The following is a 15,413-nucleotide window of genomic DNA, read 5'->3' on the forward strand; positions in this document are numbered from 1 at the left end:
TTCTTTCATCGAGAGTGTTCCCGGCACGCGCGCGGGCCGCAGTGGGGACTCGGCACCGCGGTCCGGTGTCCGGAGCACCGCGCCGCACGGCGTGCGGCAGGCGGCAGGCGGCAGGCGGCAGGCGGCAGGCAACGGGCGGCAGGCAACGGGCGGGAGCCTCACGTGTCCTGGCCGTACCCGGCTCCCCGGTGGCGCCCGTGCCGAGCGGCGGGCCTCCGCGACCCACCGGCCTGCCCCGCGGGTCCCGCACCCGGGTCCGGGTCCGGGACCGGCAGTCGGCCGGGATCCGCCGGGTCGCCCTGCCGGGGGGCGGCCGCCTCGCCCGGTTCGCTCTCCCGGTCGGCCGGACCGGCCTCGTCCCGGGGCCGGACCGCGGGGTCGTGCTCCGCGGCGGTGTGCTCCTGCCCGGCGCGCCGGGGCAGCGGGGGGCGCCCCGGTGCGGCCTCGGCACCCCCGGGTTCCCCGGCCGGTACGGATGACGCGAAGGGCAGCGGCGTCGCGGGCCCGCGCTCCTTTCCGCGCGCTCGGGCCCGCGGCCGCGGATCGGCGGTGTCGCGCACGGCGGCCGGCGCGGCGGACCCGGCCCCTCCCGGGCCCGCGGCGGGCCGCCCCTCGGGCACGCGGGCGGCGGCGTCGGCCGGTGGCGCGGCCGCGGGGGCCGGGCCCGTCGCCGGATCCGCGGCGGGCCGCGGACGGCGGGTGTCCGCGCCGGAGCCCGCTCCCGGGGCCGGGGCGCCGGGCCCGGCGGCGGGGACCGGCCCGGTCCCAGGGCCGGCACCTGCGCCGCTCACCGGTCCGGGCGCCGACCGGCGCACGGCCTCATCCGGCCGGGGTGCGGCCCCCGGAGCGGGAGTTGCCCCCGGAGCGGCGGTTGTACCCGGCGCACGCCGCCTGCCGGGCCCGGCGGCCGCTGCGGCCCGGCCGGATGCGTTCTCCGGCCGGGCACCGGGGGCGGTTTCGCCGGTGCGGCCCAGCAGACGCTGCGGCAGGACGGCGACTGCCTGCACCCCGCCGTAGATGTTGTTCCGCAGTTGGACGACGATGCCGTGCCGCCGGGCCAGGGCGGCGACGACGTAGAGGCCGATGCGGCCGTCCCGCACCAGTTCGGTGGCGTCGGTCCGACCGGGTTCGGCGAGCACCGTGTTGAGGCGTTGCTGTGCGACGGGGTCCATGCCCGGCCCCCGGTCCTCGACCTCGACCGCGAGCCCGGCGGCGACGCGCTGCGTGCGCACCAGCACCTGCGCCTCCGGCGGGGAGAAGACCGTGGCGTTCTCGATGAGTTCGGCCAGCAGATGGACGACGTCCGCGACGGCCTGCCCGTGCACCGTGCCCTCGATCGGGGGCACCAACTGCACCCGCGTGTAGTGCTCGACCTCGGCGACGGCGGAGCGGAGCGCCTCGGAGAGGGAGACGGGGCGGGTCCACCGGCGGTGCGCGGCCGCGCCGCCGAGCACCGCCAGGTTCTCCGCGTGCCGCCGGGTGCGGGTGGCGACGTGGTCGACCCGGAAGACGCCCTTGAGCAGATCGGGATCCTCGATCTCGTTCTCCAGCCGGTCGATGAGCTCGATCTCCCGGTGCACCAGGGACTGGAGCCGGCGGGCGAGGCCGACGAAGACCTCGGCCCGCTCCTCGCCCCCGTCACGCGCCTCCGCCGTCAGCACGACCGCCTCCACGAGGGCGGACTCCGCGGCGCACTGGGCGAGCGCCGCCTGGTGGCCGAGCAGGTCCAGCGCGTCGCCGACGGGTTCGGCCTCCGGGGCCCGGGTGCGGGTCACGGGGCGCTCGCCGTGCCGCAGCGCCCAGAGCATCGACCGGAGTTCGGCCTGGCCGCGCACCAGGCTCCGCCGCAGCGCCGCACAGCGTGCGGCGCTGCCGCGCGCCTCGGCCTCGGCCAGCAGCCAGGCCCCGCCCAGGGCGGCGGCGACGAGCAGCGCGCCGAGCACCAGCAGGGTCCACAGCCCGGCGCCGAGCGGTTCCGCCCCCGCACGGGCTCCCAGCACACAGCCGACGACGAGGGTTCCGACGGCCGCGACCGCCCCCGAGGGCAGCACTGCGAGCCGCACCAGGCGGCGCCGTACGGCGGCGTCCCCCACGTTCTCCCGAGCCCGGGTCTGCGCTCGCGGCCTGCCGTGCCGCCGCCGTGCGGGGACGTTTTTGCCGCGCGGCGCGGCCGGTGGGACCGCGGGCGAAGCGGAAGCGGATACTCCCCTTCCATTCAGGGTCGCGTAGCTCAGGGATTCGGCCATGGGTTCCTCGGCAGAGTTGAGGCAGGTGAGAAGTGGAACAGACAGCGCGGGACAGTCGGGAGAAAGGTGTCGGCGCCGTGGTCACGCTAGCCCCGGGGGTTGGCTCCCCCTGGCCCGTACAAGGGATTCGCCAGGGTTCGCCACCTCCCAACGAGTGAACCCACCTGACTTTCCCTTGACAGGTCGTCCACGGCAGCCGGTCAGTACGCCCTGACCGTGACGTTCACCCGCCCCCGCAGCCCCAGCCCGGGCGGCGCGGACCCGGGCTCGGTGCGGGGCACGCCGTGGTAGGCACGGCGCGCCGGGCCGCCGAAGACGAAGGCGTCCCCGCTGCGGAGCGGCACATCCCGCCAGGGCCGCCCGCGCCCCTCGGTGTTCCCGAAGCGGAAGACGCAGGAGTCCCCCAGGCTGAAGGAGACGACGGGCGCGTCGGAGGGCTCGTCGCTGTCCCGGTGCATGCCCATCCGCGCACCGGCGCCGTAGAAGTTCACCAGCGCCACGTCGTACCGGACGGTGCACGGCCCCGGGCCGTACCGCGGTTCCCCGGTCGCCTCGGCAGCCGCGTCCACCGCGGCCCGGGCCCACTCCCCCAGCCGGCCGGGGAAGGTCTTGACGGGCTCCCCGCCGCCGTCCACCACCGTCGGCGCGTATCCGTACGGGTACCAGTGCCGCCCCAGGCTCACCTGGCGCACCGACATCTCACCACCGCCGGGCATCCGCACGGTCCGCAGCCCCGCGGGCGGCAGCGCCCAGCTCCGGCACCCGGCCAGCAGCTCCCGCTGGGCGCCCTCCCCCAGCCACCCGGGCAGCAGGACGGCGCCCGCGGCGATCTCCTCCGCCGGCCGCGGGAACAGCTCCGCACTCACCCGGACCACCCTACGGCGCCACCGTCCGGTCCCCCGGGCGATGCGAGTGGGCGGGCGGGCGGAAGCTGCGGCCCGGCCCGAGGGCGTGCCGCCGATGCCACGGCGGGCGGGAGCGGGCGTCGCACGGATCACTGCGCAGGGACTGATCGCCTCAGGCACCCATGCCGTATGGTCGGACGACAGGACTCGGAGGCGAGGAGCGCGCGTGAGTGTGGATTCCACCGGGACGGTGCTGACCGGGGTGCGGAACTTCCGGGACGTCGGCGGCCTGCCGACGGCGGACGGGCGCCGGGTGCGCTCCGGCGTGCTCTTCCGCAGCGGCCACCTGGCGCACGCGACCCCCGAGGACGCCACCGCGCTGGGCGCACTCGCGCTGCACACCGTCTTCGACTTCCGCAACTCCGCCGACCGGGCACTGGACGGCCCCGACATCGAACTGCCCGGCGTGCGCAACATCAATCTGCCGCTCTCCGACCCGGCCGACGGAGCCGAGTTCTGGCGGCTGGTGCGGGACGGCGAACTCGACCAGCTCCAGGCGATCCTCGGCGACGGCCTCGCCGCCCAGCGGATGACCGACTCCTACCGCACCATGATCCACGAGCGCACCGCCGAGCACAGCCGGATCCTGCACGCGCTCGCCGAGGACAGCCTGCCCGCACTGCTGCACTGCGCGGCGGGCAAGGACCGGGCGGGTCTCTCGATCGCCGTCACCCTGCTGGCGCTCGGCGTCGAGCGGGACGCCGTGGAGGAGGACTACCTCCAGTCCAACCACCCGCACCGGCGCTACAGGATCCACCGCAGCGGCAAGTCCCGGGCGGGGATGTCGCCGGAGGTCATGGAACTGCTCGCGCCGCTCTTCGAGGCCCGGGCCGGCTACCTCCACGCGGCGTTCGCCGCCATCGACGAGACCTGGGGCGGCGTGGACGCCTACCTGGCCGAGGGCCTGCGGCTCTCCGAGGAGACCCGCACCCGGCTCCGCTCCCGCCTGCTGGAGTCCTGAGGCCCGGGTCCGCGCCCCGGGAACCGCCGCAGCCCCGCCGAGCGGATGCGGCCGGCCCTGCTCAGCGGCGGTGACCCGCTCAGCGGTTGGCCACCGCCTGCCTGACCAGTGTGCGCCCGAAGTCCCACATGAGCCCGCCGCCGCTGTGCGCGTCGTCCATGACCTGGGTGAAGGCCGCCACGAACCGGTCCACCTCGGCCTCGCCGACCACCAGCGGCGGGATCAGTTTGATGACTTCCAGGTGGTCCCCGGAGACCTGGGTGAGGATCCGGTGCTTCTGCAGCAGCGGAACGACGACCATCTGGGCGAACAGCCCCTTGCGCGCCGCCTGGAGCATCGTCCAGCGGCTCCGCAGCTTCAGCGACCTGGGCCTGCCGAACTCGATCCCGATCATCAGTCCCCGGCCGCGCACCTCGTGCAGCAGCTCGTACCTGTCCACCAGTGCCGCGAGCCGGGAGCGGAGCAGCTCACCGGTGCGGCGGGCGTTCTCGGTGAGGCGCTCGTCGTCCATGACCGCGAGGGTGGCCAGCCCGGCCGCCATGGCCTGGGCGTTGGAGCCGAAGCTGGCGGAGTGCACCAGCACCCGGTCCATGGACGAGTAGACCTTCTTGAAGATCCACTCCTTGCCGAGGGTCGCGCCGACCGGGACGTAGCCGCCCGAGAGCGATTTGGCCACGCACACCAGGTCGGGGTCGACGTCCGGCTCGTGCTGGTAGGCGAAGAAGTCGCCGGTGCGGCCCAGCCCGGTCTGCACCTCGTCCGCGATGAGCAGCGCCCCGTGGCGGTGCAGCAGCTCCCGCGCGGCACGCAGATAGCCCGGCGGCGCCGCGTGCACACCCTTGCCCTGGACGGGCTCGACGACCAGCGCCGCCACGTCCTTCTTCCGCAGCTCGCGCTCCAGCGCCGCCGTGTCGCCCAGCGGGACGGGGGTGTCGGGCAGCAGCGGCGCGAATCCGTCCCGGAAGCCGTCCTCACCGTTGACGGACAGCGAACCGGTGGTCAGGCCGTGGAAGGCGTGGTCGCAGTAGAGCACCCTGGGCCTGCCGGTGGCACAGCGGGCGAACTTCAGTGCCGTCTCCACCGCCTCGGTGCCGCTGTTGCCGAAGAAGACCCGGTCGAGGCCCGGAGCGCGGGCCAGGAGCTGCTCGGCCAGCAGGCCCGGCAGCGGCTGGCAGTCGAAGCGGGTGAGGTCGGCGAGCTGCGCGTCCAGCACGTCGTGCAGTGCCCGCCGTACGACCGGATGGTGCCTGCCCACGCCCATGACGCCGAAGCCGGCCAGCATGTCGAGGTACGCGTTGTCCTCGGCGTCGTAGAAGTAGGCGCCCTCGGCACGGTCGTAGACCTTGTCGAAGCCGATGGTGTGCAGCATGCGCGGAAGCTGGTGATTGAGATGGCGCGCGTGCAGCTCGTAGCGCTCGCCGCTCCGTTCGGCCAGCAGCTTCGTCAGGTCGAAGCCGGTCACGCCGTACTCCCCTCACCCGGGCGGGCCGCGCCCGCGTGCGCGGCCCGCCGGTGGCTCTCCCGTTCCCGCCCCGCGCCCCCGCGCCGGGTCTGCTCCCCGTGCGGCACGTCGGCGGACTCCGGCAGCGACATGGTCGGCCCCCTGTTATGGCGAATCGGTTCCGTGGCCGGCCCCCTGGCGAGGCGGCCCGGTGGTCCGGGCGCGGGGGCGCCCGGCAGATCCCGGCGCGTCTCCCCAGCGACCTCGTCCACCCGACGGGACGGGCAGCCGGGGCTGTGCGGACACGGCCTAGCCCGCCTTGCTGCCCGCCGCCTCGCGGGCGGCACGCAGCGACTCCTTGAGGGAGCCCATGGTGGCCAGCACGGCGGTCGGCTCGTATCCGCAGTGCGCCATGCAGTTCGCGCACCGGGGGTCCTTGCCGCGTCCGTACTTGTCCCAGTCGGTCTCCTCGACCAGTTCCCGGTAGGTCGGCACATAGCCGTCGCTCATCAGATAGCAGGGCCGCTGCCAGCCGAAGAGGGAGTAGTTGGGGATGGCCCAGGCCGTGCAGTCGAAGTCGGCCTTGCCCTCCAGGAAGTCCAGGAAGAGGGGGCTGTGGTTGAGCCGCCACCGGTCCCTGTTGCCCTGCGCGAACGCCTTCTTGAACAGCTCTCTGGTCTGCTCGACGCCCAGGAAGTGCTCCTGGTCGGGCGCCTTCTCGTAGGCGTAGGCGGGCGAGACCATCATCTCGTCCACCTGCAGCTCGTCGTTGAGGTAGTTCAGCACCTCGACGACGGTCTGCGGAGTGTCGGTGTTGAAGAACGTGGAATTGGTGGTGACCCGGAATCCGCGGCGCTTGGCCTCCTTCATGGCGGCCACCGCCTCGTCGAACACGCCCTCCTTGGCGACTGATTCGTCGTGCCGCTCCCGCAGCCCGTCGATGTGCACGGCGAACGCGAAATAGGGCGAGGGCGTGAACTCGTCCATCTTCTTGCGCAGCAGCATGGCGTTGGTGCAGAGGAAGACATACTTGCGCCGGGCCACCAGTTGCCGCACGATCTCCCCGATCTGCGGGTGCATCAGCGGCTCGCCGCCCGCGATGGAGACCATCGGCGCCCCGGACTCCAGCACCGCCCCCACCGCCTGGGCCACCGGCATCCGCTGCTTGAGCACACCGGCGGGGTGCTGGATCTTTCCGCACCCCTCGCACTTGAGGTTGCATGCGAAGAGCGGTTCCAGCTCCACGATGAGCGGGAATTTCTCCCGCCTGCGGAGCTTCTGCTGGAAGAGGTACGTCCCGATACGGAGCGTCTGGCGGAGCGGCATGGCCATTTCTGGCTCACCTCCAGGGGAGCAGCAGGGATCGGTGCCATTCGAGAAAGGCGGGCAGGACTCCGCGAAGCACGCGGAATGCCGATATTCCACCCCGCAGTGTCCCGATGCGGATCAGTTCATGGCCGGGAGCGTCCACCACCACCCGTACGGCGGCAACCGGGCGCCGGCCCGTGCCCGCCGCCGCGGTGTCCAGAGCGGCGGCGGACTCCATGTCGGCGGCGATCGCTCCGGTCTCGTGCAAGACGGCCCTGGCCCGGCCCCGCACCACATGGTCGGTGCCCACCAGCGGGCCCACATGGACGGTGCCGTACCGGGCCGCGGCGGCTGCCAGCAGTTCGGTCCCGGTGCACGGCGTGTGGCCCCGGGTGTCGCGGGTCTGCGCCGCCACCACCAGGTCGCCCGGCCGCATCCCGGGCGCCAGCCCGGCACAGAATCCGGTGGCCAGCACCGCGGTGGCGCCGGGCACGGTCTCCCGGGCGAGCGCCCCGGCCAGAGCGCGCCGCGCGGCCTGCGCGCCCATGCCGCTGCGCACGAGCCGCACGTCCCCGGCGCCGGTTTCCCCGTCCGGCTCCTGGCCGCCCGGATGCTCCAGGCCCCGGCGCAGCGCGAGGTGCTCGATGCCGAGCGCACACGTCAGCAGCAGCGGGCCCGGGGCTGCCGGGCTCTCCATCAGGCTCCCCGCCGCACGGCCCGCTCCAGGCCGTCACCGTGCAGATAGCGGCCCAGTGCCGTGAGCGGGAAGACCATCCGGTAGAGGTGGTAGTTGATCGAGAAGTCCCACGGGAATCCGGTTCCGGTGAAGTGCGGCTCGTCCCAGTAGCCGTCCTCGCGCTGGGTGCTGGCCAGCCAGGCGATGCCGCGTTCGACGGCCTCGCTCTCCCGCTCGCCCGCGGCCAGCAGCGACATCAGTGCCCATCCGGTCTGCGAGGCCGTGGAGGTGCCGGTGCCGCTCCACCCCTGGTCGATGTAGGAGCGCAGATCCTCGCCCCAGCCCCCGTCGGGATTCTGCACGCGCTCCAGCCAGTCGACGGCGCGCCGCACGGCGGGGTGTGAGGTGGGGAGTCCGGCGGCGACCAGGGCCGGGACGACGGAGCCGGTGCCGTAGAGGTAGTTGACGCCCCAGCGGCCGAACCAGGAGCCGTCGGCCTCCTGTTCCGCCAGCAGCCAGGCGACGGCCCTGCGGGTGTGCGGGTCGTCCTGTCTGCCCTCGGCCGCCAGCATCTCGACCACATGCGCGGTCACATCGGCCGACGGCGGGTCGATGACCTCGCCGAAGTCGCAGAACGGCAGCCGGTTGGGGAACCCGCTGGTGTTGTCGACGTCGAAGGCGCCCCACGCGCCGTTGCCGGACTGCATGCCGAGGTTCCAGCGCACGGCACGTCCGATGGCGCGTTCGACCCGCTCGGGGTCGGGGTGCCGGATGCGGCGCAGCGCGAGCGCGACCTCCGCGGTGTCGTCGGTGTCGGGATAGTTGTCGTTGTGGAATTCGAAAGCCCAGCCGCCGGGTGTCAGCTGGGGACGGCGCACCGACCAGTCGCCGGGGCGGACGACCTGCTCGCCCAGCATCCAGTCGGCGGCCTTGACCAGCGCGGGATGGTCGCGGGGCAGTCCGGCGTCCGCCAGCGCGATGGCGGCCAGGCAGGTGTCCCAGACCGGGGACTGGCACGCCTCGACCATCCGGGTCCGCTCGTCGGGCCAGACGGTGAAGCGGTCCAGCGACTCCAGCCCGGCGCGCATCACCGGGTGGTCGAGGTCGTAGCCGAGCAGCCGCAGCGCGATCAGCGAGTAGACGGCGGGCGGCTGGATACCGCCCCAGCAGCCGTCGTTCTCCTGGCGCTCGATGATCCAGCGGGAGGCGTCCTTGAGCGCCGCCCGGCGCAGTCGGCGGGGCGCCACCCTGCGGTAGGCGTGCAGGGCCCGGTCGATGCGCTGGAAGGCGCCGTCCCAACTGCTCAGCGGCGCCATCGGGGTGTGCGGCAGCGGGCGCGCCGGGTCCCGGTGCAGCTCGTCCAGGCCGAAGGGGGCCGGGTGGACGGGGCGGAAGGCGGAGACGACGGTGAGGGGCACGATGGTCTGCCGGGCCCAGCAGCCGAAGTCGTAGATGTTGAGCGGGACCCACTTGGGGAGGTAGATGATCTCCGGTGGCAGCTCCGGCAGGTCCTCCCAGCGCCACCAGCCGAACAGTGCCAGCCAGATCCGGGTGAAGACCCTGGTCTTGGCCACCCCGCCGTGTGCGCGTACCCACTCCGCCGCGCGGACCATGTGAGGGGCCTCGGGGTGGTCGCCGGCCAGCTTGAGCGCGACATACCCCTCGACGGTGGTGGACAGGTCGCCCGGTCCGCCGTGGAAGGTGGACCAGGCCCCGTCCTCGTGCTGCCGGGAGCGGATGAACCGGGCCGCGGCCGTGTAGGTCCTCTCGTCGCCGACGCCGAGGAACTCGCGCAGCAGCAGGTCCTCGGCGTCCATGGTGACGTTGGTCTCCAGGTCCCCCTTCCACCACCCGGCCTCGTCCTGACGGGCGAGCAGATGCTCCACGGCGCGGGCCGCGGCGCGCTCCGCCGCCGCGGTGGCGCCGCCGCTCCGTGCGGGGTCCAGGACAGGGGAGTCGCGCTTGTGCTGCTTCGTTCCGGAGACGCCGGGTCCAGCGGGTCCGTCCGTCGTGGCTGTCATCCCTTCTCCTTCCGAAGTGTCCGAGTGCTCGGAGCTGCGGGGGCGGGCGGCTCACCCCCGCCGTACGACGACGAAGTCGGCGAGCGCGGCGAACTGGTCGCGCACCCCGCCGGGCATCTCCACCGAGTCGAGCGCCGCCAGTGCCGTGGCGTGCTGGCGCTGGGCCTCCTGGGCGGTCCACTCGCGCCCGCCGGCCTCCTCGATCAGCGCGGCGCGCTCGGCGAACTCCGCCTCGTGGAAGTCCTCGAACTCCGCCTGGCTCTTCTTCGCGTCCTCGGTCATCAGCTTCGCGAGCCGCGCAGCGGCGGGCCCCTCGGAGCCGAGCGCGGCGGCCACCGGCAGCGACTTCTTGCGCTGCCGCAGGTCGCTCCAGGTCTGCTTGCCGGTGGCCCGCGGGTCGCCCCAGATGCCGAGCAGGTCGTCGACGGCCTGGAAGGCGAGGCCGAGGTGGTGGCCGTACGCCTCCATCGCGTCCGCCGTCCGGTCGTCGGCGCCGCCGAGGACCGCGCCGATGGAGGCGGCGCAGGCCAGCAGCGCGCCGGTCTTGTTGCCCTCCATCTCCAGGCACTCCTCCACCGTGACCCGGTCCCGGTGCTCGTAGGAGATGTCCTGTGCCTGCCCGTCGATGAGCTTCCGGGTCGCCATCGTCAGGCGCCGCGTGGCGCGCCCGGCCTCCGGGGTGCCCAGCTCCAGCAGTATCTCCCCGGCCAGCGCGAACAGTGCGTCGCCGACCAGGATGGCCTGCGCGGGGCCGTGCACCTTCCAGACCGTGTCGCGGTGGCGGCGCTGTTCGTCGCCGTCCATCAGGTCGTCGTGCAGCAAGGAGAAGTTGTGCACCAGTTCGACGGCGACCGCGCCGGGCAGGCCGGTCTCCGGCGCGCCTCCGGTGACCTCGGCGGACAGCAGGGCGAGGGCCGGGCGTACCGCCTTGCCTCCCCCGGAGTCGGAGGGGCGGCCCTCGGCGTCGATCCAGCCGAAGTGGTAGGCGGCGACGGTGTCCATCGGCGGGGCGAGCCGCTCGACTGCCGCGCGCAGCTCGGGGGTGGCGAGTGTCCGCCCCCGCTCCAGCATCGCGCTCACGTCCCCGGGCCCGGCCTCTTCTCCCTGCACGCGCTCGTTCACGAGTTGTCGGTTCGGCGGGGTCACAGGGTCTCCTCTGTGCGGTGCTGTCGTGCCGGCTGTACGGATCCGGCCGGCCGGACCGGCCGGACCTGCTGTGTCAGTGGTGCTCATGGGCCCTTCCTTCGGTGCCGGGGACCGGTTCCGCCCCGTGCGGACGGCCCAGTGAGGCGAGGGCCTCGTGCGCGGCGTTCGCTCCACTGCGTACCGCGCTCTCCATGGTCGCGGGCCAGCCCGTGGCGGTCCACGCGCCGGCGAGCTGGATGCCCGGAGCCAGGGTGCGCGCGGACGGGCGCAGCCGCCCCACTCCGGGCGCGGGGTCGAAGGTGGCGGTGCGCTCCCGGGTGACGAAGAAGTCCCGCACCCCGGCTCCCGCGGCTGCGGGAAGCAGCCGCTCCAGTTCCGGGAGGTACCGCTCGCGGAGCGCGGCGACCGGCAGGCCGATCTCCTCGTGCGCGACCGACTGGGAGAGCGCGAGGTACTGGCCGCCGCCGGTGAGCCCGGAGGCGGCGGTGCGGTCGAAGACCCACTGGACCGGGGTGCCGAGCGCCGCGAAGAAGGGCCTGCGCAGCACCGTGCGGTCGTAGACCACATGGACGTTGAGGATCGGTGCGGTGCCGATGTCCAGCAGCCGGCCGGGGTCGGCGAGCGCTCCGGCGGGCAGCAGCCGGTACGCCTCGCGCTGGGGCACGGCGAACACCACCGTGCCCGCGGTCAGCTCGGCGGCTCCGCTGCCGCCCCGGTCGACGGTGACCCGCCAGCCGCCGTCCTCGGTGGGCGCGGGGTCGACGGCCTGCGCGCGGGTGCGCAGCAGGGTGCGCACGCCCGCCGCGTCCAGGGCCGCGCGGGCCAGGTCGTCGTGGATGTCGCCGAGCGGCACGTGCGCCCAGCCGATGTCCGCGGCGCCGGGTTCGGAGAGCAGGCCGGTCCGGAAGACCTTCGCCGCGAGCCCCAGCGACGCCTGCGGTGCGCGCGCGTTGAGGGTGGCGGTCCCCACCAGGTCCCAGAGCGCTTCGACGGCGCGCGAGGACTGGCCGTGCCGGTGCAGCCAGGTGCCGAAGTCGACGGCGTCCAGTGCGGGGTCGTCCGGGTCGAGCCCCTTGAGGGCGAGCGCCGCGCGGGCGACCGCGCCGCGCTCGGCGGCCGAGAGGTGCCGGTACCCGGCCAGGCTCGCGGCCAGGTGCAGCGGGACGGGCAGCGCAGTGCGGCGCAGCCGTGCGAGCCGCGGCCGGGTCCCGCCGACGTCGAGGACCGGCACGTCCAGCCGGTTCTGCAGCGGAGCCAGCCCGCGGGCACCGACCCGGTCCAGGAACCAGCGGTAGGCGGTGCAGCAGCGCAGGTAGACGTGCTGGCCGTTGTCGACCGTCAGCGGTCCGGCGGCGGAGTCGCGCCGGAAGGAGAAGGCGAGTCCGCCCAGCCGGGGCCGGGTCTCCACCAGGGTGGTCTCCACCCCGGCTTCGGCGAGCCGCAGCGCCGCCGTCGTCCCGGCGAGGCCGCCGCCGAGGACCACCGCACGCCGCGCGGCGCCGGACCGCATCTCGTCCGCGGTCATGGACGCTCCTCCCCCGGGCTGGGCGCGCCGGGCACGGCCCGCATCCGCTGGGACGCCCCGCCGGGGCCGCGGGTTGTCCGGCGCCCCGTGCGCAGCGGCATCAGGCGGTCCACCGGGACGCCCGGCGGGAGACCAGCCGGGCGTCGAAGCCGGACAGTCCGCGCACCGCCACATACGCCTTCTCGTGCCCCGGCAGCGAGACGCGCCCGCGCAGCACGGCGGCGGGGTCCGCCGCGATGCGGTCCAGCAGGCGGTGGTAGATACCGGCCATGGCCGCGACGCAGGCGCCCGAGCGCCGGTCGAGCATCGGCAGCAGCCGGTAGCCCTCGGCGAACAGCGCGCGTGCGCGGCGTACCTCGAAGTGGACCAGCCCGGTGAAGTCGGCACCGGGCGGCACCGTGTCGGTGGTAAATCCCGCGGTACAGCCAAATTTCTCGAGATCCTCCGCCGGCAGGTACGTGCGTCCGCCCTCGGCGTCTTCCCGTACGTCGCGGAGAATATTGGTCAGTTGGAGGGCGAGCCCCAGGGTGTCGGCGTACTCGGAGGCGCGGGCGGATTCATGTGCGCCGGGGACGGTTCCGAAGACCCCGAGCGAGAGCCGCCCGATGGCGCCGGCCACGCAGCGGCAGTACGCCTTCAGGTCGTCCCACGTCTCGTAGGAGGCGCCGCGGACGTCCATGAGCACGCCGTCGATCAGCTCGTCGAGCGCGTCGAGCGGGATCGGGAACCGTCCGGCGGCATGGCTGAGCGCGACCGCGACCGGGTCGGTGTCGTCCCGGGGGATCCCGCGGTCCCTGATCCGCGCGAGCAGCTCCCGGGTCTCCTCCAGGCGCTGCCGCTTGGCCTCCGGGGGGAGTTCGCCGTCCCCGATGTCGTCGACCCGCCGCGAGAAGGCGTACAGCGCGGACATGGCGTGCCGTTTGGCGGCCGGCAGCAGCCGGATGCCGTAGGCGAAGTTGCGGGCCTGCTGCCCGGTGACGGCCTCGCAGTAGCGGTAGGCGGCGATCACCTGTGGGTCGAGGTGCTGCGCCGGGCCGGCCGCGGCCGGGTCCGCTGCGGTGGTTCTGCCGTTCGTTCCCACCGTTCCGGTCACCCCTCTCCTCGCAGGCTCGCCCAGGACTCGCGCAGGACACCGGCGGTGCCGGCCCGGGGAGCCCCAGCCAGTACGTCGTAGCGCGCGGAGCGCAGCGCGGCGGCCGCCGCGCGCCCGCCGCCGGTGAAGCCCGCGAGCAGCAGCCGGAGCCTGCCGCGCACGCTGCGCACCAGCGGTGTGCCCTCGTCCAGCAGGTCCAGGGCCCGCTCGGTCTCGTAGGCGATCAGTGCGCGCACGGAGGCGTTCGCGCTCGGGGCCGCGAGGTCGGCCTCGGTGACCCGGAAGCGGGCCATGTCCTCGGCCGGGAGGTAGATGCGGTCGCGGGCCAGGTCCTCGGCGACGTCCTGGAGGTGTTCGATGAGCTGGAGCCCGGTGCAGACCGCGTCCGAGTGACGGACCCGTTCGGGTGTCGTGGTGCCGGTGAGGGCGAGGACGAGGCGGCCCACCGGGTTGGCGGACAGTTCGCAGTAGCCGAGCAGCTCGCCGTAGGTGCTGTAGCGGCGGACCTTCTGGTCCTGCCGGTTGGCCTCGATCAGCGCGAGGAACGGCTCGGGGGTGAGGCCGTGGCGCCGGACCGTGGGCACCAGGGCGCGCAGCAGCGGGTGGCCCGGTCCCGGTGCATCCGAGGGGGAGCGGCCGGGAGCCTGCGCATGCGGCGTCGTGCCGGCCCAGGGCATGCCGTCGAACACCCGGTGCACGTCGGCCTCGAACGCGTCGAGCATGGCGAGCGCGTCGTCGGCCCGTTCGGGTGCCAGGCCGAGCGAGGCGGCGTGTGCCGGCGCGGCGGCGCCCAGGTCGCCGTCGCCGATGTCGTCGACGAGGCGTGCGTATCCGTAGACGGCCATCAGGTCGTTCCGCCAGGCGCGGGGCAGGAAGCGGGGCGCCACCGGAAAGTTCTCCGCTTCGGCCTTGGAGAGCACCGCGCTCACGTGCGCGTCCTCCTCCGGGGTCACCACGTGCTGCCCATGGCCATTGCCGTCACATCTCCGTTTCTACACCGCTGCACCAGAAGATCCTATTTCGGACACGCCGCACGCGCTGGCCTGCGGAAGCGGCCGTCGGTACAGGTGAGCCGATGCTCCGTTCGCCGGACTTACCGCGCATCAGCACCGAAACAGCTTACGCCGTACATCGACCGTGCGTGCGAGGGGTGACGGCGCACGGCCGGGGGCTCGGCACGACCGCGGGGCACCTCGGCCGGGGCGGCCGGACGCGGGTGGCGGCTGCGGGCGGCAGACGTGGGCGGCGGGCGGCTGCGGCGGCTTGATCCGGTGCCGCGCCGCGCGCCGGGCGGCAGCGGCGCGGCCACCCGTCAGGAGGCGGCCAGTCCGGCGAGGACGTCGTGCAGCACCCGGTCGACGACGTAGCCGGACTCCTCCTCGGTCAGGGTGTCCAGGGGGCCGTCGAGGAAGAGCATGGCCGTGCCGTGGACCATGGCCCAGGCGCTCAACTCGGCGCCGGGCCGGCGGTCGGGGGCGATCAGGCCGACCGCGACCGCCTCGTCCAGGGTCTCGGTGAGCATCTCGAACGAGCGGGTGTCCCACCCCGACGCACCGCCGGCCTCGATGACGGAGCCGTCCTCGGTGATGCCGACCTCGCCCAGGGCCTTGCGGCAGAAGGCCGTGCGGAAGAGGCCGGGCTCCTGTCTGGCGAAGCGGATGTAGCCGCGGCCCAGCGCCATCATGCGCCGCCGGGTGCCTTCCGGCCCCTCGCCGTGCACCTCGCGTCCGCCCGCCTCCATGCAGGCGACCAGGCGCTGCTGGCCGTAGTCCTTGACCGCGCCCAGCAGGTCCCCGTGGCTGTCGAAGTGCCGGTAGGCGGCGGTGGCCGAGACGCCGACCTTGCGGGCGGCCGCGCGCAGCACCACGGCGTCCGGGCCCCCCTCGCCCGCCAGTTCGATGGCGGCCTGGATCAGCGCGTTGCGCAGGTCCCCGTGGTGGTACCGGCCCTTGTCGCGGCCGCCCGCCGCCCTGCCGGATGCCGCGGGGACGTCCCCCACTCCTCCGCCCGTCGCTTCGGTGTTCGCTCGCATGCTTCCATCCTGCCCGATGTTGACAGGAATAACATTCCTGGCATCCTCTATGTTGACGC

General features: G+C 74.2%; 12 protein-coding genes. 1 reads left to right on the top strand and 11 read right to left on the bottom strand.

Features of this window, described 5'->3' with window-relative positions:
• Positions 1 to 158: 158 nt before the first annotated feature.
• Both BMX65_RS33550 and BMX65_RS15525 read right to left on the bottom strand, forming a co-directional pair.
• Positions 159 to 2,093: a sensor histidine kinase gene (locus tag BMX65_RS33550; protein WP_075000855.1), complete on the bottom strand. Its 1,935-nt coding sequence runs from the start codon at positions 2,091 to 2,093 to the stop codon at positions 159 to 161.
• A 353-nt stretch (positions 2,094 to 2,446) separates the two neighbouring features.
• Positions 2,447 to 3,112: an alpha-ketoglutarate-dependent dioxygenase AlkB gene (locus tag BMX65_RS15525; protein ID WP_075000952.1), complete on the bottom strand. Its 666-nt coding sequence runs from the start codon at positions 3,110 to 3,112 to the stop codon at positions 2,447 to 2,449.
• A gap of 205 nt (positions 3,113 to 3,317) precedes the next feature.
• Here BMX65_RS15525 and BMX65_RS15530 point away from each other — a divergent pair, with 205 nt between their 5' ends.
• A complete protein-coding gene (locus BMX65_RS15530; RefSeq protein WP_075000856.1) occupies positions 3,318 to 4,112 on the top strand; it encodes a tyrosine-protein phosphatase in 795 nt (264 codons plus the stop codon).
• Positions 4,113 to 4,191: 79 nt separating this feature from the next.
• On the opposite strand, the gene BMX65_RS15535 is transcribed toward BMX65_RS15530, so the two are convergent.
• From BMX65_RS15535 to BMX65_RS15575, 9 genes are all read right to left on the bottom strand, one after another.
• Positions 4,192 to 5,574: an aspartate aminotransferase family protein gene (locus BMX65_RS15535; protein ID WP_075000857.1), complete on the bottom strand. Its 1,383-nt coding sequence runs from the start codon at positions 5,572 to 5,574 to the stop codon at positions 4,192 to 4,194.
• A gap of 288 nt (positions 5,575 to 5,862) precedes the next feature.
• Positions 5,863 to 6,885: an adenosyl-hopene transferase HpnH gene (hpnH, locus tag BMX65_RS15540; RefSeq protein WP_075000858.1), complete on the bottom strand. Its 1,023-nt coding sequence runs from the start codon at positions 6,883 to 6,885 to the stop codon at positions 5,863 to 5,865.
• A gap of 7 nt (positions 6,886 to 6,892) precedes the next feature.
• A complete protein-coding gene (locus BMX65_RS15545; RefSeq protein WP_075000859.1) occupies positions 6,893 to 7,558 on the bottom strand; it encodes a phosphorylase family protein in 666 nt (221 codons plus the stop codon).
• On the bottom strand, positions 7,558 to 9,558 hold the full coding sequence (shc, locus tag BMX65_RS15550; RefSeq protein WP_075000860.1) for a squalene--hopene cyclase: 2,001 nt from the start codon (positions 9,556 to 9,558) through the stop codon (positions 7,558 to 7,560). The genes BMX65_RS15545 and shc overlap by 1 nt, the downstream gene beginning before the upstream one ends.
• Positions 9,559 to 9,609: 51 nt before the next feature.
• Entirely contained in the window at positions 9,610 to 10,629 is a 1,020-nt protein-coding gene (locus BMX65_RS15555; RefSeq protein WP_075000953.1) for a polyprenyl synthetase family protein, read from the bottom strand.
• A gap of 148 nt (positions 10,630 to 10,777) precedes the next feature.
• On the bottom strand, positions 10,778 to 12,229 hold the full coding sequence (gene hpnE, locus BMX65_RS15560) for a hydroxysqualene dehydroxylase HpnE (RefSeq protein WP_075000861.1): 1,452 nt from the start codon (positions 12,227 to 12,229) through the stop codon (positions 10,778 to 10,780).
• 100 nt (positions 12,230 to 12,329) lie between these two features.
• Entirely contained in the window at positions 12,330 to 13,238 is a 909-nt protein-coding gene (gene hpnD / locus BMX65_RS15565) for a presqualene diphosphate synthase HpnD (RefSeq protein ID WP_107437499.1), read from the bottom strand.
• 80 nt (positions 13,239 to 13,318) lie between these two features.
• A complete protein-coding gene (gene hpnC / locus BMX65_RS15570; protein ID WP_075000862.1) occupies positions 13,319 to 14,278 on the bottom strand; it encodes a squalene synthase HpnC in 960 nt (319 codons plus the stop codon).
• A gap of 356 nt (positions 14,279 to 14,634) precedes the next feature.
• Positions 14,635 to 15,354: a TetR/AcrR family transcriptional regulator gene (locus BMX65_RS15575; protein ID WP_079171908.1), complete on the bottom strand. Its 720-nt coding sequence runs from the start codon at positions 15,352 to 15,354 to the stop codon at positions 14,635 to 14,637.
• Positions 15,355 to 15,413 lie beyond the last annotated feature (59 nt).

It is taken from the genome of Streptomyces qinglanensis (assembly GCF_900111245.1).
GTDB lineage: Bacteria > Actinomycetota > Actinomycetes > Streptomycetales > Streptomycetaceae > Streptomyces > Streptomyces qinglanensis.

Coding starts and splice junctions, on each gene's coding strand:
- hpnH (WP_075000858.1), bottom strand. CDS start 6,885: ATGGCCATGCCGCTCCGCCAGACGCTCCGTATCGGGACGTACCTCTTC.
- BMX65_RS15545 (WP_075000859.1), bottom strand. CDS start 7,558: ATGGAGAGCCCGGCAGCCCCGGGCCCGCTGCTGCTGACGTGTGCGCTC.
- shc (WP_075000860.1), bottom strand. CDS start 9,558: ATGACAGCCACGACGGACGGACCCGCTGGACCCGGCGTCTCCGGAACG.
- BMX65_RS15555 (WP_075000953.1), bottom strand. CDS start 10,629: ATGCTGGAGCGGGGGCGGACACTCGCCACCCCCGAGCTGCGCGCGGCA.
- hpnE (WP_075000861.1), bottom strand. CDS start 12,229: ATGACCGCGGACGAGATGCGGTCCGGCGCCGCGCGGCGTGCGGTGGTC.
- BMX65_RS15575 (WP_079171908.1), bottom strand. CDS start 15,354: ATGCGAGCGAACACCGAAGCGACGGGCGGAGGAGTGGGGGACGTCCCC.